We start from the raw sequence: 17,637 nt of genomic DNA, 5'->3' as shown, positions 1-17,637 counted from the left end.
TAGGACTGGAATGACGCTCAGGCCGTGCGGGCGCCGATAGAGACGTGGGACACCCGCACGTCAGGGGGAAGATCGATGACTGCGCGGAACACGCCAGTGACCGAATTGGAATGCGAGACCGCGCGGGTGCGCAGGTCGAGGCCGTTCTTCGCGCAGCCCATGTGGAAGCGCATCGCAGCATCACGGTCCCAGTTGGGAGAATCCTTGCCCTCGTCGTACATCGGCCCGGCGCGCAGCAGGGCGACCCGGATGCCCGATTCCTCCAGCTCCGCCTCGAGCGAGGTCGTGAACATTTCCAGTCCCGCCTTGCTGCACTGGTAGAGCGACAGCATCACGAAAGGCACGGTGACCGACTCGCTGCCGACGTTGATGATGAGGCCGCCCCGCTCCATCATCGGTATGGCTGAGCGGCAGCAGTAGATCGGGCCGCTGAGATTGGTCGCGATGATCGAGTCGATCTGCCGGTCGGTCGCCTCGGCGATCGTGAAGGGTTCGTAGATGCCGGCGTTGTTGATCAGCACGTCTATCTTCGGGTGCTTCTCGGCGATCGCGGCAAAGGCGGTGCGCACGGAATCGGCGCTGGCGACATCGCACTCCACCGCGAGCGCGGCGCCGCCCAGTTCCTCGGCGACGGCCTGGACCTTGGAAAGGGTGCGGCCGAGCAGGATAACAGTCTCGCCCTCGTCCGCGAAGCGCCGCGCGAGGGCCTTGCCGAGACCGGCTCCGGCGCCGGTGATGACGATCGTCTTACCCACAGTTCCTCCCAGGTGATCGGTTGCCCGTCATGCCGGGTCCGACTGCTTTCCAGCATCATAGCGAACAGGCAACGGCCAGCCTATCGCGGCCACGATGGTTCGATGCGGGTGGCTCGCGACGCGCCCCGGCGATAACTCAGCTGTCGAGCGGGTCGCTCGTCGCGGGCTTGCCCGTGAGGTTGCCGAGGATGGTCTCCAGCGTCGCGAGGAGCTGCGCCTTGTCGGCATCGCTGACGCCCGCCAGTGCCTCTTCCGAGGTCTCGATGGCGAGCGGCTGAAGGCGTTCGATCATCTCGTCCCCCCGCCTGGTGAGGTGGAGGTTCCAGGCGCGGCGGTCGGAAGGGTCCGCGCGGCGTTCGACGAGGCCGGCATCCTGCATGCGGTCGATCATACGCCCGGCAGTGATCGGCTCGACCTCGAGGATTTCGGCAAGGCCCGCCTGGCGGATACCTTCGTAACGGCGCAGCACGCCAAGCACCTGCCACTGCGGGCGCGTCACCCCGATCTCGCGCGCACGCTCATCGAAAGCGCGCCGCATGAGGCGCGAGACTTGTCCCAGGACCGTGCCCACCCTGCGTTCCATCGAGGAAGGACTAATGAGCCTGCTTAGGATTGACCAGACAATTCGGTTTCAGCCCTGGGGCTTGTCCATCTCGACGATCAGGCGGGTGAGCGTCTGCCGGGCGATCTTCCAACCCTCGGGCGTGCGTACGCAGGTCTCGTGGTAGTGGCCGTAGCCGGTGAGGGCGAAGTCGTCCTTGATGACGCGGTCCTGCATCGCCCAGACGACCTGCGCCGTGTCGCCCTCGACGGTGATCTGCGGCGCATGGATCTGGTGCGCGGTCTTCGCATCCGCCAGCGAGCGGCTGACCATCGCCACGAATTGTTCGCGCCCTTCCTCCACCGTCCCCCCGCTGGGGGTGGTGTCCACCACGCAGTCCTCCGTGAACAGGGCCTTCCAGCCCTCCCAATCCTTGGTGTCGAGCAGACGGCAGTAGGCGGCCTTGAGGTTGCAGATGGCGAGCCAGTCGGCGAAGTCGGGGGTCATGCCGCCGCGCCGTCCATCTCGGCCAGGCGTTCGGCTGCCAGCTTGCGCAGGTCGGCGGTCTTGATCTTAGCGCTGCCGGTGGTCTTGAGGTCTGTTTCGGCGACAAACAGCACGCGGCGCGGGAGCTTGTAGCTGGAGAGCTTGGCCTTGGCGAAATCGCGGATCGCCTCCGCGCTCGGGCTTGCGCCTTCGACCGGGACGATGCAGGTGACGACCACTTCGCCCAGCAGCTCGTCGTGCACGCCCACGGTCTGCGAGACCTTGACCTCAGGATGAGCGCGGATGACCTCGTCGATTTCAAGCGGCGAGACGTTGGCGCCGCCGGTCTTGATGATGTCGTTGAGGCGGCCTTCCCAGAACAGGCGGCCCTGCTCGTCCACATAGCCGCCGTCGGCCGTGCGCAGGAAACCTTCGCCGTCGAGGGATTCATCGAGCGGTATCCCGAGGTAGCCCAGCATCAGCGTGGGGCCCTTGACCGCGATCTCGCCGCGCTCGCCCAGCGGCATGATGACGCCGGTCATGGGCTCGACGATCTTGATCGTGGAGCCTGCCGTCGGGATGCCGTGCGACTTGCCGGCGATGTTTTCCGGAGTGCCCGCCGGATAGACCGAGATCAGCGTGAACGTCTCGGTGTTGCCGTAGGCCTGGCCAGGCTCCAGCCACTGGCTCGACACGGTGGGCTGGCGGGAAATGGGCTGGTTCTGGCAGACGTATACCAGCGACGACAGATCGACGTCGAGGTAGTTGGGCGCCGCTTCCAGCTGCGCCCATTGGTGCGGCCAGGCAAGCGCCATGTTGGCCTTTTCCTTCGCCATGAGGTCGAGCGCCTCAGCCGCGTCGAACCAGCGCTGGAGAACGAGGCTGCCGCCGCGCGACAGGGTGCCGCCCAGCGCCATGGTGAAGTTGCCCGACCAGAAGAAGCCGTTCGCCGACCACGTCCGCGCGGGCAGTTCATCCTGGATCGCGTACCACTGCGGCCAGCGCCAGAGCTGCAGGCAGACGGCGCGGTGGGCGCTGAGGATGCCCTTGGCCTTGCCGGTTGACCCTGAGGAGAACAGCAGGATGCCGGGGTCGGACGGCGCCACCGCGTCGCTTGCCGCGAGCACCAGATCCTCGAAAACGCTCTTACCTCGCGCGAGGAAGGCGCCCAAGCCCTCGATCATGCCAAGCGGCTGCTCGTCGTCGATCATGGCAGCGTAGCGCAGGAACGGGAACTTGCGCGATACCAGCTCGCCGGGCTCGCTGGTCAGCACTTCGGGCTCGAGGCCCGCCAGCATCTCGGCGAAGTCCTTCTTGAGCACCTTGCGCTCAAGCAGCAGGACCGAGACGCCCGAGGCCTTGAGAACGACTTCGAGTTCGGTCGGCGTGAAGAAGGTGCTGATCGGCGTCGCCACGCAGCCCGCCAGCGCGGCGCCGAAGGCGGCGGAGAGGAACTCCAGCCGGTTGGTCATGAGGATGCCGACGCGGGTGCCTTTGCCCGTCCCCAGCGCGATGAGCGACTTCGCGACCTCCATCGAGCGCGCGTAAAGCTCGTCGTAAGTCCAGCGCAGGACTTCGCCGTCCAAGTGGATCACCGCCGCCTCGTTCGGGCCGAAGCGCTCCGCGATCTCGCGCACGTAGCCACCCAGCGTCAACGCGCCGATGCCCTGCTCCTCGCCGAGCGGAATCCCGTGAACGATGGACAGTCCGTCCACAACCTCGACCGAACCCGTCATGCCATCCTCGTCGTTTATGTTGCAGTGCGGGCGGGCCGGATTCCCATGGGTCACCGGCCCACCCGACGGTCGATCAGGCGTTCACGTCGACGATGTAGCGGCCCTTGACCTCGCCAGACATGAACTTGGCCGCAGCCTCGATCGCTTCGCCGAGACCGATGGTCTGGCCGATGGTGTCGAGCGCAGCGGGGTCGAGGTCCTTGGCGAGGCGGCCCCACGCCTTGAGGCGCTTGGCCTTGGGCGCCATGACGCTGTCGATGCCCAGCAGCGCGACGCCGCGCAGGATGAAGGGCATGACGGTGGCGGGCAAGTCGAGGCCCTGCGCCAGGCCGCAGGCGGCGACGGCGCCGCCGTACTTCGTCTGCGCGCAGGCGTTGGCGAGGGTGAAGCTGCCGGCGGTGTCCACGACGCCCGCCCAGCGCTCCTTCTGCAGGGGCTTGCCCTTGGCAGACAGTTCGGCGCGGTCGATCACCGTCTCTGCGCCCAGCGACTTCAGGTAGTCGGCCTCGGCGGCCTTGCCGGTCAGCGCGGCGACCGAATAGCCCAGCTTCTTGAGGATCGCGATGGCGACCGAGCCGACGCCGCCGGTGGCGCCGGTCACGAGGATTTCGCCCTGCTCCGGCGTCACGCCCCAGTCCACCAGCGCATCGACGCAGAGCGCGGCGGTGTAGCCGGCCGTGCCGATCGCCATGGCCTGCGCCGGGGTGAAGGCGGCGGGCAGCGGCACCAGCCAGTCGCCCTTGAGGCGGGCCTTCTGCGCCAGGCCGCCCCAGTGGACTTCGCCCACGCCCCAGCCGTTGAGCACGACGGTGTCGCCGGCCTTCCAGTCGGCGTGGCTGCTGTCGGTCACGGTGCCGACGAGGTCGATCCCGGGCACCATCGGGAACTTGCGCACGACCGGCGAGCTGTTCGTGATGGCAAGGCCATCCTTGAAGTTGAGCGTCGAGTAGGCGACGTCGATGGTGACATCACCCTCGGGCAGCACGGCTTCGTCGAGCTGCTGCAGGGTGACGGTCTGGCCATCGTCGTTCTTGTCGATCACGATCGCGGAAAACATGGGCAATTCCCTCCTCGGCAGGCGCGGCGACCCCATCGCGGGATCACGCGCCGAAAATGTGCTTGTCCTGCTGACGGGATCGGAGGGCCGGCGTCAATGCCGCTGCAGCGCGGCATCGCCGAGGCGAAATAGAATGACCCAGAGGTGCAGATATCACCCGTCACCCCTTGGAAGGAACCTAACCCGCTGCCTTGCCGGCCTCCCCCGCCGCCAGCCGCGCCGCGACTTCCGGGAAGCGCTGGGCGTTCATCGAGCCGTACATCGACAAGCGCAGGATTTCGTGCGTGAAGCGGTGCGAGAGGTGGTTGCGCTCGTCCTCGTTCGCCGCGTGGGAGCGCGCGAAGATCGGCCAGAAGAACACGCCCGCAAGGTTCATGACCGCCAGCACCTCGCTGTCAACGCCCGGCATCGCCAGCTTCGTGTCTGCGAACCGCTGGAGCGAACCGGCATACTCTCGCCAGAACGGGTCCTGGCTCGGATCGGGCGAGGCCAGCACCTGCTGCAGCCAGACGCGGCAGATTTCCGGATTTTCCATAGCAAAACCACAGAGGCGCTCGGTAAGCGCGGCGGTATCGACTTCCTCGACACGGCGTTCGCCGATGGTCGCAGGGTCGCCGAAAACAGCGAGGAACAGCTTGTCCGAAACCCATTGAATGGTGGCCTCGATCAGCTTCTCGCGCGTCTCGAAATGCTGGTAGGCCGTGCCCCGGTTGACGGCGGCAAGGTGGGCAACGGCCGAGAGACTGACACCCTCGAGCCCATCCTTGGCAAGCAGGTTACTGGCCGCTTCGAGGATCGTCTCGCGCGTCGCCGCGGGGTCGCGCACCCTGCGCCTGGTCCTGACTTCCATTGCTGCCCCTTGAACCGGAAAGGGCGTGGCTATAGCCGGACGGTTACTGAACGACAATGTTGATGATCATCGCCGGAATGATCGTCGTCCCAGCCTCGACCGGGACCGCTGGCGAATCTTCAGGCGCGGCTCGCCGAGAGGTGAGTGCGGCTAGCCAAGCGGTCCCGGATCAAGTCCGGGACGACGGGACTATCAGAGGAACGCCTTGACCTCGCGCAAGACCATGTCGGCATGTTCCTTCCGGCAGATCAGCAGGTCGGGCATGTACACGTCCTCCCGGTTGTAGACCAGCGGCGAGCCGTCGATCCTCGACACGTGGAGACCCCAGCCGAGCGCGACGGCGGCAGGCGCGCAGCTATCCCATTCATACTGGCCGCCCGAGTGGAGGTAGATGTCCGCCTGCCCGAGCAGGATCGCCATGGCCTTGGCCCCGGCCGAGCCCATCGGCACCAGCTCGGCCCCGATCGCCTCGGCGACGCCGGTGGCCTCCTTGGCCGGACGGGTGCGGCTCACCACCATGCGCAGCACCTCGGGCGCGGCCGGGATGTCGCCCGGCTCATCCGAACGCAGCACGAGGTCCGCGCCCGGCAGAGCGACCGCGCCGAGCACCGGCACGCCGTCCACCGCCATGCCGACATGGACCGCCCAGTCGGCCCGCGCCTCGCCGTATTCGCGGGTGCCGTCGACCGGGTCGACGATCCACACCCGGCTCTTGGCGAGACGATCGGCGTTGTCCTTCTCCTCCTCGGACAGCAGGCCATCCTCGGGCCTCTGCTCACGCAGCGCGTGGCAGAGGAACTGGTTCGCGGTCTGGTCGCCGGCCTTGCCGAGGGCCTTGCCCCCGAAAAGGCCCGACTCGCGTACCGAGAGAAGGATCTTGCCCGCCTCGTCGGCCAGCTTCGCGGCGAGATCACCGTCGCTATACGACATCAGGCGTCACCCAGCAGGGTGTCGACGATGAGGTTGGCGGCGTCTTCCGGCGACAGCACGGTGGTGTCGATGCGAACCTCAGGGTTGCGCGGTGCCTCGTACGGGCTGTCGATGCCGGTGAAGTTCTTGAGCTCCCCGGAACGCGCCTTCTTGTAGAGGCCCTTGACGTCGCGCGCCTCGGCGACCTTCAGCGGGGTGTCGATGAACACCTCGATGAACTCGCCCTCGGGCAGCATCGAGCGCACCATCTCGCGGTCCGCCTGGAACGGTGAGATGAAGGCGGTTATCACGATGAGACCGCCGTCGGTCATCAGCTTGGCGACTTCGCCGACGCGGCGGATGTTCTCGATGCGGTCCGCCTCGGTGAAGCCGAGGTCCTTGTTGAGCCCGTGGCGCACGTTGTCGCCGTCGAGCAGGAAGGTGTGCCGGTTCATCCGGTGCAGCTTCTTCTCGACGAGGTTGGCGATGGTCGACTTGCCCGAGCCCGAGAGCCCGGTGAACCACAGCACGGCCGGCTTCTGGTTCTTGAGGTTGGCGTGCTGCCTGCGATCGATGTCGACGGCCTGCCAATGGACGTTCTGCGAACGGCGCAGCGAGAAGTTGATCATGCCCGCAGCGACGGTGGCATTGGTCATCTTGTCGATCAGGATGAACCCGCCAAGCGTGCGGTTGTCGGCATAGGCCTCGAACACGATCTGCTTGTCGGTGGTCAGCTCGGCCACGCCGATGGCGTTCAGTTCGAGCGTCTTGGCCGCCATGTGCTCCATGGTGTTCACGTTGACCGTGTACTTGGGCTCCTGGACGGTGGCCGAGACCATCTGCGTGCCGAGCTTGAGCCAGTAGGCCCGGCCCGGGATCAGGGCCTCGTCGGCCAGCCACACGAACGTCGCGTCGAACTGGTCGGCGGTCTGCGGCGGATTGTCCGCGACCGAGATGACCGACCCGCGCGAGCAGTCGATCTCGTCCTCGAAGCACACCGTGACGGACTGGCCGGCAACCGCTTCGTCAAGGTCGCCGTCGAAGGTGACGACGCGGGTGATCGTGCTGGTCTTGCCGGAGGGCAGGACGCGGATCTTGTCGCCGGCCTTGACTCCGCCCGTGGCGATGAGCCCCGAGAAGCCGCGGAAGTCGAGGTTCGGGCGGTTGACCCACTGCACCGGCATGCGGAACGGCTTGTCGGCATCGACCGAGGACAGGACCTCGACGGTTTCGAGGTGTTCGACCAGCGTGATGCCGGGGTACTTGGGGCCCTTGTACCAGGGCGTGTTCTCCGAGAGCGTCGTGATGTTGTCGCCCTTGAAGCCGGAGATCGGCATCGCGGTGAAGCTCTCGATCCCGATCGAGGACGCGAACTCGGTGTAGTCCTTGACGATGGCGTCGAACACGGCCTCGTCGTAGTCGACCAGGTCCATCTTGTTGACGGCCAGGACGATGTTCTTGATGCCGATCAGGTGGCACAGGTACGAGTGGCGGCGCGTCTGCACCAGCACGCCCTTGCGCGCGTCGATCAGGATCACGGCAAGGTCGGCGGTCGAGGCGCCGGTCACCATGTTGCGGGTGTACTGCTCGTGGCCGGGGCAGTCGGCGACGATGAACTTGCGCTTCTCGGTGTTGAAGAAGCGATAGGCCACGTCGATGGTGATGCCCTGCTCGCGCTCGGCGGCGAGACCGTCGACCAGCAGCGCGAAGTCGATTTCCTGGCCTTGGGTGCCGACCTTCTTGGAATCGGCAGAGAGCGCGTCGAGCTGATCCTCGAAGATCATCTTCGAATCGTAAAGCATCCGCCCGATCAGCGTGGACTTGCCGTCATCGACGCTGCCGCAGGTGATGAAGCGCAGCATCGTCTTGTGCTCGTGACTCACGAGGTACGCGTCGATGTCGTCGGCGATCAGCTGGTCAGTGACGTAGACGGCGTCCTTGGTTTCGATATCGGACATCAGAAGTACCCCTGCTGCTTCTTGACTTCCATGCCGGCGCCGCCGGCATCCTTGTCGATGGCGCGGCCCTGCCGCTCGGACGTGGTGGTGAGCAGGGTTTCCTGGATCACCTCGGGGAGCGTGCTGGCCGTGCTTTCGACGGCGCCGGTCAGCGGGTAGCAGCCGAGCGTGCGGAAGCGGATCGAACGCATCACGGGCTCTTCGCCGGGCTGCAGCGGGAAGCGGTCGTCGTCGACCATCAGCAGCATGCCGTCGCGCTCCACGGTGGGGCGCACGCCGGCGAAGTAGAGCGGTACGATCGGGATGTCGTTGAGGTGGATGTACTGCCAGATGTCGAGCTCGGTCCAGTTCGAGATCGGGAAGACGCGGATCGACTCGCCCTTGGCCTTGCGGGCATTGTAGAGGTTCCACAGCTCCGGGCGCTGGTTCTTCGGGTCCCAGCCGTGCGACGAGGTGCGGAACGAGAAGATGCGCTCCTTGGCGCGGCTCTTCTCCTCGTCGCGGCGGGCGCCGCCGAAGGCCGCGTCGAAGCCGTACTTGTCGAGCGCCTGCTTGAGGCCTTCGGTCTTCCACATGTCGGTGTGGAGCGCGCCGTGATCGAACGGGTTGATGCCCTTCTCGGCCGCTTCGGGGTTCTGGTAGACCAGCAGGTCCATGCCGGAATCCTGCGCCATCTTGTCGCGCAGTTCGTACATCGCCTTGAACTTCCAGGTCGTGTCGACGTGGAGCAGCGGAAACGGCGGCGGCGAGGGATAGAACGCCTTGCGCGCGAGGTGCAGCATCACGGCGCTGTCCTTGCCGACCGAGTAGAGCATCACCGGCTTGTCCGCCTCGGCGACGACTTCCCGAATGATGTGGATGGCCTCGGCCTCCAATCGGTCGAGGTGAGTCAGGGTCTTCATTTCAGGCTATCCCTTCCATGGGCCTTCGCGGGGTTGGCCCCTTCGTATCGTGGGCACGAATCGTCTTTTGCAGGGATGACACGACGGCAAACCTCCCATATGGGAGGGCATGGCACTGACTTCGAGGGACGAGACCGACCTGCTGCTTCCGCTGCTGCGCGGCGTGGGGGCGGACGGGCAGTTTTCAGAGTTCCTGGAACGGCTGAGGCGGCGCACCGATGCCGAATACGTCAGCATCGTCATGAAGCAGGGAGACGGCCCGCACGCCCAAGTCACCGACTTTCACGCCGGCCGTGATCTGCGCGCCGAGGTGCGGGAGGTAGATCCCTTCGAGATGCACGCGCTCGAACGCCTGCACTACGACCGGCTGCGGCCGGGGCGGGTCTATTCGGTCGCCGAGTTCGTCGACCACGACCCGGTGTTCCGCGCCGAACGCAGCGGCAAGATGCGGCGCCTCGGCATTGCCGACGAACGCGTGGTGCGCGTGCCTGACATCGAGGACACCAGCGCCTGGCTCATCATGGCCCGCGCCCGGCCCTGCACCGGCGCCGACAGCGCCCTGCTCTCCTCGCTCGCGCCCTATGTGGAAGCCGCGCTGCGCAGCTACGTCGCGCTGGAGCGGCACCGGATCCGCGCCAGCGTCAGCACGCAGGGCATGGCCCGCAGCGCCACCGCCTGGATGGTACTCGACCGCGAAGCGCGCCTGCTCTCGATCGACCCGCGCCTCGATACCTGGATGCGCGATAACCTGCGCTACACCCCACGCCTGGGCGAGCGCCTGCGCGACGTCGGCGTCCACGCCGAGCGCGAACTGGCGGCGGCGGCGGCACTGTTCGCCTCCGCCGATCCGCCGGCGCCGCGCCCCGTGCTGCTGCACGAGCATCCGAGGCTGGAAGCCCTGCTGACCGCCACGAGCGACATGCCACGCCCCTCGATGCTGGCGCTGTGCCGCCTTCCCAATGCGCGCACCGCCGAGAGCGTGGAGCGCCTCGCCCGCCTTTTCGACCTGCCCCCGCGCGAGGCCGCGCTGGCAATCGCCCTCAACGAAGGCCAATCGATCGCCGAGGCGGCCGAAGCCATGGGCCTGACCCTGGAAACCGCGCGCAACTATTCGAAACGGCTCTACGCCAAGCTGGGCGTGCGCGGGCAGGCCGAACTCGTCCGCCTCGTGTGCGACAGCGTGGCGGTGATGGCGTGAGGATTTGACGAAATCCGTCGTCCCCGGTCGAGCCGGGGACGACGTCGGTTTAGCCCGCCAGCTTCGCTTCCATCGCCGCGATCTCGGAGCGCAGCCACATCGTCTCGGACAGGTTCTTGCCGCCGCTCGCCGCCAGCAGCGCCTCGTGTGCGGCCTTGCGCACCTTGAGCGCCTCGACGCTGCCAGGCTCGGCGTTCAACGCGATGTCGGTCAGATGCACCGCCTCCAGCGCAGCGCCCGCGTCCAGCTTCGCCTGCGCCCGCTCGGCCAGCTTCGCTGCGCCGCCGGCCAGCTTGACCAGGTCCGCATCCACACTGGAACGCGGTACGCCATAGAGCGCGGTGGTGCCGTCCTCGTAGTGCAGCCAGCCCGAGTATTCGCGCCAGATCGACTTGACCGCCCAGCTCCCCTTGCCGTGGAATTCGCCGATCGCCAGCCCCTCGGGCCAGGCGAATTCGCGCATCAGGGTGTGGACGTCCTTGCCGGCGTTCATGCCCTCCAGCGTGTAGTCGCGCACATGGCTGACCGCAGCGTGGAGCTTGTCGAGGTCGGCGCGGATGCGGTCCTTGCCGCGGATCGCCTCGCCATGCCCGGTGACGACGATCTCGGCGCCAAGATCGCGCACGGTCTCCAGCGACTTCAGGTAATTCCTCACCAGTCGAGGCTTGTCGCCGCGCAGGGTGTTGAGGAACGGCATCGACAGCCACACCGGCCCGAACACGTTGCCGGTGAAGGCGATCTTCTCATTCGGCAGCCACACTGTCAGCGCGTCGATCGTCTCGCCCTCGGGGGTGGAGATCACCTCGAAGGTACGGCCACCCAGCTCGACCGTCAGGCGGCGGTCGACGAGGATGTCGGGCTCGACGTGCGGCGGCGCCTTGGGCGCGGAGCCGCGCTTGAGGGTGGAGCCCCAGAGCTTTCCGCTCCTCGGCCCGAAGAAGGGCTGGAGGCGGTTCATGTCGTCCAGCACTTGGTTGAAGCCGGGGCCGCCGACGACCTGCGTGCCCTCTTCGACGAACTCCGGCAGGCCGCCGTAGTGGTCTGCGTGGCTCTGCGTCAGGACGACGAAGGCGAGCGCTCCGGTGCGGTGCGGCGCCAGCAGGCGCTTCGTGCGCTCGGCGTTGTCCATGAAACCGGTGTTGATCATCACGTCACCCTCGGACGTGGTGACGAGATAGGCGTTCGAAATGTCGTTCGCCTGGAAGATGAAGTCGGTGACGGCAATGGCCTCGGCCTGCTCGTCGCCCGAGCGCACCAGATCGGCAAGCTTGGGTGCCGCGTCTTTCACATCGCTCATGTCAGGCGTCCTCGAACTGGATCATGACCTTGGCCGACTGCGGCGTCGCCGCGATCTCGAGGCCGTAGAGCACTTCGTCGAAAGGCAGCGTGTGGCTGATAATCGCCGCGATCTTGTCCTGGAGACGCGGCATCGCGGCGATCACCTCGGGCATTTCGGTAGGATAGCCGACCGCCGTGGTGATCGTCATCTCGCTTGTCAGCATGCGACCGGCTGGGAATTCCAGCGGCTTCATGTAGGCGGCGGTGATGACCAGCCGCGCGTGGAACTTGGCCATCATGATGACTTGGCTGAGGATATGCGGCGCCCCCGCCGCGTCGATATAGGCGTCGGTGCCGACACCCACGCGGCCGTAGCTCGGCACTTCCCCGTGGAGCCGCGCAAGTTCGGCGCGCAGGTCCACCTTGGTCGGGTCGAGCGCCGCCTGCACGCCGATGGCGCGGGCGCGTTCGAGGCGTTCCTCGGACAGGTCGAGCGCGACGACATCGGTGATGCCCCGGTCATTAAGCCACAGCAGCATGCCTAGCCCGATGGGGCCGCAGCCGAACACCACGACCTTGTCGCCGGGCTTCACCTCGGCGCGGTTGACGCCGTGCATGGCGACCGCCAGCGGCTCGCACATCGCGGCGACATCGAAGCTGACGCCCTCGGGGATCGGCAGGATCGAATCGCCCAGCCGTGCCTCGCGCACCAGCAGTTCCTCGGTGAAGGCGCCTTCGGGGCCGCCCGAGCCGATGTTGCTGGGGGTCATCATTGGATTGACGATGACCGCGTCGCCCACGGCGATGCCGCTGACTTCGGCGCCCACCTGCAGCACCTCGCCCGCGCCTTCGTGGCCGAGCGCGGTCTGGCCGCCGGGCTCGGCGGGCATGCCGCCGACCTTGATGTAGGTCAGGTCGCTGCCGCAGATGCCCACCGACTTCATGCGCACGACCACGTCCTTGGGGCCTGCCTCGGGCCGCTCGTAACTGTCGAGGCGGACATCGCCGACACCGTGGATGTTCAACCGCTTCATCGTCTCTCTCCCGTATGCCGCTGTTACGGCCTGACCATGTACCCGCCGTCGATCGTAATCGTCTCGCCGGTCATGAAGCTGCTGGCGTCCGAGCACAGGTAGGCGCCGATGCCCTCGAAGTCGGCCGGGAAACCGGTGCGCTTCATCGGGATCGTCGGCGCGAAGTGCTGCGCGACCGCGTCGGCGCGCGCGCCCTCGCCCATCATCGGCGTGATGATGAGGCCCGGCGCCACCACGTTGGCGCGGATGCCGAGCGGCGCCAGTTCGATCGCGAGACAGCGCACGGCGGCGGCGATGCCCGCCTTCGACGAGGCATATTCCATCTTGCCGGGAATGCCCTGGAACAGCGAGAGCGAGCCGCAGGCGACGAGGCTGCCGCCGCTTTCGTCACCCGCCTCGACGCGCGCCTTCATCAGACGCGCGCCTTCCCGCAGGGTAAAGAAGGCGCCGTGCAGCGCCGTCTTCTGAAAGTCGTGCCAGTGCTCGGTCGGCATGTCGAACACCGAGTTGTAGCGCGGCGAAGCGCCCGAGTTGGCGAAGACGCAGTCGACGCGGCCGAAGTCGGCCATGACCTGCGCATAGCCGTCGATGATGTTCTGCTCTTCGGAGACGTCGACCTGGTAGGCGATCACCTTGCCAGCGCCGGCCGCCTCGAGTTCGGCCTTGGCTTTGGCGCTCTTCTCCGCATTGCGCGCCCAGATCGCGAGGTCGCCGCCCATCTTGGCGACGCCCATCGCGAAGCCGAAGCCGATGCCGCCGTTACCGCCGGTCACCACCGTCACCTTGCCCGCGCAGTCGAAAAGGCCCTTAGCCATGTAACTTCCCTCTATCCCATTCGAGCCGCCTTCGAGCGGCGCTTTCGTGGGCGCGATGTTCTTCGCCCGCGCCTTGCCGGGCAAGGTCGCGGGATATAGAATTCGGGACCTAAGATGGCGTCCGGGACATATTGCGGATGAGGCGCCACGCGGAGACCCGAGGATGACCTTCAGCGATGTTCACCGCCCCACAGCCAGCGTCGACGCGCAGCTGGAGACAGCCGGCGTGCTCGCGCAGATCGTCCGCTACGACATCCCCGAGCCGACCGACGGGCGACACTCGGTGGGCGACGGCTACCACGTCAACATGTGCCTTACCCCTCGCCCGCTGCAGTCGCGCGGCGGGTATCGCCAACGCTGGGGCCCGCACCGGCTGGAGCGGCTGGGCGACATCTTCGCGCTGCCGCCGGGCGAGGAACTGTTCGTCAAGGGCGGCAGCGGGCGGCAGGCCTCGCTCATCTGCACGATCGACGCCGACCTCGTCCACGATCTCGTCGGGCGCGAGCTGACCTGGGACGACCCGCATCTCGCCGCCGCCCTCGACATCGGCAGCGCGCAGATGCGCGCGCTGCTGTTCCGCATCACTGCCGAAGTGCGTCACCCCGGCCTCTCGGCGCAGCGGATGCTGGGATTCCTCGGCGGCGAGCTGGCGATCGAGTTGGGCCGCCACTGCCTGGAAGTGGCCGAGCGACCGATGACCGGCGGGCTTTCCGGCTGGCGGCTTCGACTGATCGACGAGCGCCTCGCCGACGACCTCAGCGCGCCCTCGCTCGAGGAGCTGGCGGCGCTCTGCGCGCTGTCGGTGCGCCAGCTGACCCGGGGGTTCCGAGTCAGCCGCGCCTGCTCGATCGGCGACTATATCGAGCAGCGCCGCATGGAAGCGGCCAAGCGCCTGCTGATGGAGGGGGAAAGCGTGAAGACCATAGCTTTCTCGATGGGCTTCGCCTCCCCCTCCAGCTTCACCTTCGCGTTCCGGCGCGCCGTGGGGGCGAGCCCGAGCACGTTCCGCCAGCGGCAGGGGCGCGTGCTGGCGTGATACGATGCCTCGCCGTCGGGTCTTGACCGGAACTCGACACAAAGGCCCGATCTGACGGTCCACCCGCATTGCCAATCCCTCCCCCCGGCGGATTATCTCGCACCATGGACGGCCGCCCAAGCGGCCCGATGGGAAGAGGATCACCACACATGGCTACCACCGCCACCGACCAACTGGTCGCCGACGCCCTCATCGAACAGGCGATGACCGAAACCGGCATCGAAGCCTTCGACAGCGACACCTACCGCGAAGGACTCGACGTCTTCGCCGCCTCGTTCAACGACGGCATCGCCAAGGGCTGGATGAGCGAAGGCGGCATCGCCCGCGCCCGCAACGACACGCTCCATTACCTGCGCGGCCGTCTCAAGGTGTCGCAGTACATGCGCGACAACCCGGAAGTCCTGGAGCGCAAGATCGAGCGTCCGGTCTTCGTCATGGGCGTGCCGCGCACCGGCACCACGCTGATGTCGAATCTGCTGGCCGCCGACCCGACCCGGCGCTCGCCGCTGACCTGGGAGATCGACGATCCGGTGCCGCCGGTGACTTCGAACGAACTGCTCACTACCGATCCGCGCGCCGTCGGCCGCCTCGCGCAGGAGAAGGCCGCGCTCGAGGCCAATCCCGGCATGGCCAAGTACTACCGCGGCTCGGCGATCTATCCCAATGAGTGCGTGTTCTTCATGGCGCACGACTTCAAGACGCTGATGATCGAGTCCAAAGGCAAGCTGCCGGCCTACAAGGACTTCATCTTCTCGTGCGACATGACCAGCGCCTATGAATACCACAAGAAGTTCCTGCAGGTGCTGCAGCACCACACCACCGGCGTGTGGAACGTCAAGAAGCCCTCGCACTCGCTGTGGCTGGAGACGATCTTCCAGGTCTATCCCGACGCGCGCGTGATCTGGACCCACCGCGATCCCTTCACCGCCACCGGCTCGCTGTGCTCGGTGATCTCGCTCAGCCACCAGGCGCACATGGGCCGGATCGACGCCGAGTGGCTCAAGGAGGACTACCCCTGGCAGGCCGCCGAGCACGCCAACCGGATCATGGATTTCCGCGACAAGTTCGGCGAGGACAAGATCATCGACGTCCACTACGCCGACATCGTCGCCGACCCGGTCGCCGCCACGAAGAAGGTCTACGCCCAACTCGGCGACGCATGGACCGCAGAGGCCGAAGCCGGCGTCCAGAAGTGGGTGGACGACAACCCGCAGGACAAGTTCGGCCGCCACGAATACAAGCTGGCGCAGTACAGGCTCAGCAAGGCGGAGCTGGAGCCGCTCTTCGAACGCTACCTGTCGCGCTACGACGTCGCGCGGGAGGGCTGAGGCTCACTACATCCTCATACCGTCGTCCCCGCGAAGGCGGGGATGACGGTGCAGGATGAATGGCGGCGTGCGCGCCAAGGGAGAGAAAAATGCTCGAAGGCATCCACTACCAGAACGCCTATATGTGCGACAATCTCGAGGCGGGGATCGACCTGTTCCGCGGACGCGGGCTCGAAAAGGAGCCGGTGATCATCCCGATCGACCAGACCGTGCTCACCCCCGACGGCCCCAAACGCCAGAAGGGCCGTATCTGCTTCATCTGGATCGGCGAGCTCCAGTACGAGCTGATCGAGAACGAGATCGACGAGGTCGGCCTCTACGCCAACTGCCTGTCGAACGGCGGGCCGCTGCGCTTCCATCACATCTGCTTCCGTATTCCGGAGTGGGAGGACTTCCGCGCCCGCGTGGATGCGCAGGCGTTCCCGATCGCGATGGAGCGCGACCTGACCGGCGAGGCCGAGGGCGGGCTGAAGTTCCTCTACCTCGATGCGCGCAAGGTGTTCGGGCACTACATCGAGTATACTTGGATGCCCGAGCCGATGTGGCAGTACATTCGCGCGATGTGAGGCGGGGCGGATAACTCCGCCTACCCGTTCCCCCTCACACCCCGTCGCCCCCGCGAAGGCGGGGCCCCGCTTCCTTGGCGCCCTAGAAAGAACAAGCGGGGTCCCCGCCTGCGCGGGGACGACGGGATGTGGGTTTTCGGGAGGAGCGTGCGGTTGAGGGCGCGGCGTGCATCACGCCATCTCGTTGGCAACTACGTCCTTGTACAGCGTGGTCCGCTGCCGCAGCCGCCTCCCGACGCTTTCCGCCGCCGCGCGCATGTCGGCGACGTCGGCCAGCTGGCCATGCGAGGCGCCCGCTGCGCGGCTGATGCTTTCGTTCATCAGCACGCCGCCAAGATCGTTGGCACCTGCCGCGAGCACAGCCGCCGCGCCGTCCATGCCCAGCTTCACCCAGGAGACCTGGATTGAATTGATCGCCCCATTCAGCGCGAGGCGCGCCACCGCATGCATCATCACCGACTCGCGCCAGGTCGGCCCCTTGCGGCTCTGCCCCTTGCGGTAGAACGGCGCTTCCATGTGGACGAGGGGGAGCGGTACGAATTCGGTGATGCCGCCGGTGTCGAGCTGGAGATTGCGCAGTTCGAGCAGGTGCCTGGCCCAGTGGCGCGGGTTTTCGAGGTGGCCGAACATGATCGTCGAAGTCGTCGGCAGGCCCACGCGGTGCGCGGTGCCGACGATATCGAGCCATTCCTGAGTGGTCAGCTTGTCCGGGCAGATCTGCGCGCGGATATCGTCGCACAGGATCTCCGCCGCCGTGCCGGGGAGCGAGCCCAGCCCGGCGTCGCGCAGCATCGAGAGATAGTCCGACACCGGCATCCCCAGCGTGCGCGCGCCCTGGCTCACCTCGAGCGGGGAGAAGGCGTGGACGTGCAGGTCCGGGTAGGCATCCTTCACCGCGCGCAGGATCGAGAGGTAGGTGTCGCCGGTATAGCTGGGATGGATGCCGCCCTGCAGGCAGACCTCGGTGGCCCCGCGCTCCACCGCTTCGCGCGCACGGCCGGCGATTTCGGCGAGGTCGAGGTTGTAGGGCTTGTCGCGGAAACCACCCTTGCTGCTGGTCTTGCTGAACGCGCAGAACGAGCAGGTGTGGGTGCAGATGTTGGTGTAGTTGATGTTGCGGTTGATGACGTAGGTCACGTCGTTGCCGCTGACATGCGCGCGCAGGGCATCGGCGGCTTCGACGACCGC

At 66.7% G+C, this 17,637-nt stretch carries 17 protein-coding genes; 4 read left to right on the top strand and 13 right to left on the bottom strand.

Features of this window, described 5'->3' with window-relative positions:
• Positions 1 to 17: 17 nt before the first annotated feature.
• The 9 genes from PMI02_RS17265 to cysD form a co-directional block, all read right to left on the bottom strand.
• Positions 18 to 755: an SDR family oxidoreductase gene (locus PMI02_RS17265; RefSeq protein WP_007685196.1), complete on the bottom strand. Its 738-nt coding sequence runs from the start codon at positions 753 to 755 to the stop codon at positions 18 to 20.
• Positions 756 to 891: 136 nt separating this feature from the next.
• Positions 892 to 1,338 (bottom strand): MarR family winged helix-turn-helix transcriptional regulator, encoded by a 447-nt coding sequence (locus PMI02_RS17260; RefSeq protein WP_007685194.1) that lies wholly within the window; start codon positions 1,336 to 1,338, stop codon positions 892 to 894.
• A gap of 48 nt (positions 1,339 to 1,386) precedes the next feature.
• On the bottom strand, positions 1,387 to 1,803 hold the full coding sequence (locus PMI02_RS17255) for a nuclear transport factor 2 family protein (protein WP_007685192.1): 417 nt from the start codon (positions 1,801 to 1,803) through the stop codon (positions 1,387 to 1,389).
• Entirely contained in the window at positions 1,800 to 3,518 is a 1,719-nt protein-coding gene (locus tag PMI02_RS17250; protein ID WP_007685189.1) for a class I adenylate-forming enzyme family protein, read from the bottom strand. The genes PMI02_RS17255 and PMI02_RS17250 overlap by 4 nt, the downstream gene beginning before the upstream one ends.
• A gap of 73 nt (positions 3,519 to 3,591) precedes the next feature.
• Positions 3,592 to 4,575 (bottom strand): MDR family oxidoreductase, encoded by a 984-nt coding sequence (locus tag PMI02_RS17245; RefSeq protein WP_007685188.1) that lies wholly within the window; start codon positions 4,573 to 4,575, stop codon positions 3,592 to 3,594.
• 178 nt (positions 4,576 to 4,753) lie between these two features.
• Positions 4,754 to 5,425, bottom strand: a complete 672-nt coding sequence (locus PMI02_RS17240; RefSeq protein ID WP_007685185.1) for a TetR/AcrR family transcriptional regulator — start codon at positions 5,423 to 5,425, stop codon at positions 4,754 to 4,756.
• Positions 5,426 to 5,617: 192 nt separating this feature from the next.
• Positions 5,618 to 6,355 (bottom strand): 3'(2'),5'-bisphosphate nucleotidase CysQ, encoded by a 738-nt coding sequence (locus tag PMI02_RS17235; protein ID WP_007685182.1) that lies wholly within the window; start codon positions 6,353 to 6,355, stop codon positions 5,618 to 5,620.
• On the bottom strand, positions 6,355 to 8,292 hold the full coding sequence (gene cysN, locus PMI02_RS17230) for a sulfate adenylyltransferase subunit CysN (protein ID WP_007685180.1): 1,938 nt from the start codon (positions 8,290 to 8,292) through the stop codon (positions 6,355 to 6,357). The genes PMI02_RS17235 and cysN overlap by 1 nt, the downstream gene beginning before the upstream one ends.
• A complete protein-coding gene (gene cysD / locus PMI02_RS17225; RefSeq protein ID WP_007685178.1) occupies positions 8,292 to 9,194 on the bottom strand; it encodes a sulfate adenylyltransferase subunit CysD in 903 nt (300 codons plus the stop codon). Before cysD ends, cysN begins: the two co-directional genes overlap by 1 nt.
• 109 nt (positions 9,195 to 9,303) lie before the next feature.
• Between cysD and PMI02_RS17220 the strand changes: the two genes are divergently transcribed.
• Positions 9,304 to 10,392, top strand: coding sequence for a LuxR C-terminal-related transcriptional regulator (locus PMI02_RS17220; RefSeq protein WP_007685176.1), 1,089 nt, complete (start codon positions 9,304 to 9,306; stop codon positions 10,390 to 10,392).
• 49 nt (positions 10,393 to 10,441) lie between these two features.
• Here PMI02_RS17220 and PMI02_RS17215 read toward each other — a convergent pair whose 3' ends face one another.
• The 3 genes from PMI02_RS17215 to PMI02_RS17205 are packed head-to-tail and all read right to left on the bottom strand — an operon-like array spanning position 10,442 to position 13,519.
• Positions 10,442 to 11,689, bottom strand: coding sequence for an MBL fold metallo-hydrolase (locus PMI02_RS17215; protein ID WP_007685174.1), 1,248 nt, complete (start codon positions 11,687 to 11,689; stop codon positions 10,442 to 10,444).
• 1 nt (position 11,690) lies between these two features.
• Positions 11,691 to 12,704 carry a zinc-binding dehydrogenase gene (locus tag PMI02_RS17210; RefSeq protein ID WP_007685172.1) on the bottom strand — a complete coding sequence of 338 codons (1,014 nt, stop codon included), beginning with the start codon at positions 12,702 to 12,704 and terminating at the stop codon, positions 11,691 to 11,693.
• Between the two features lie 23 nt (positions 12,705 to 12,727).
• Entirely contained in the window at positions 12,728 to 13,519 is a 792-nt protein-coding gene (locus PMI02_RS17205; RefSeq protein WP_007685171.1) for an SDR family NAD(P)-dependent oxidoreductase, read from the bottom strand.
• 163 nt (positions 13,520 to 13,682) lie between these two features.
• On the opposite strand from PMI02_RS17205, the gene PMI02_RS17200 reads away from it, so the two are divergent.
• The 3 genes from PMI02_RS17200 (at position 13,683) to PMI02_RS17190 (ending at position 16,449) form a co-directional block, all read left to right on the top strand.
• A complete protein-coding gene (locus tag PMI02_RS17200; protein ID WP_007685169.1) occupies positions 13,683 to 14,555 on the top strand; it encodes a helix-turn-helix transcriptional regulator in 873 nt (290 codons plus the stop codon).
• Between the two features lie 149 nt (positions 14,556 to 14,704).
• The gene (locus tag PMI02_RS17195; RefSeq protein ID WP_007685167.1) at positions 14,705 to 15,883 is read left to right on the top strand and encodes a sulfotransferase; all 1,179 of its coding nucleotides are present in this window, start codon (positions 14,705 to 14,707) and stop codon (positions 15,881 to 15,883) included.
• Between the two features lie 89 nt (positions 15,884 to 15,972).
• A complete protein-coding gene (locus PMI02_RS17190; protein ID WP_007685164.1) occupies positions 15,973 to 16,449 on the top strand; it encodes a hypothetical protein in 477 nt (158 codons plus the stop codon).
• A 171-nt stretch (positions 16,450 to 16,620) separates the two neighbouring features.
• On the opposite strand, the gene cofH is transcribed toward PMI02_RS17190, so the two are convergent.
• Positions 16,621 to 17,637, bottom strand: a 1,017-nt coding sequence (gene cofH, locus PMI02_RS17185; RefSeq protein ID WP_007685162.1) for a 5-amino-6-(D-ribitylamino)uracil--L-tyrosine 4-hydroxyphenyl transferase CofH, incomplete at its 5' end; no start/stop codon positions are given.

Source organism: Novosphingobium sp. AP12 (genome assembly GCF_000281975.1).
Classification (GTDB): Bacteria; Pseudomonadota; Alphaproteobacteria; order Sphingomonadales; family Sphingomonadaceae; genus Novosphingobium.
This window is presented reverse-complemented; position numbering and strand designations above follow the sequence as displayed.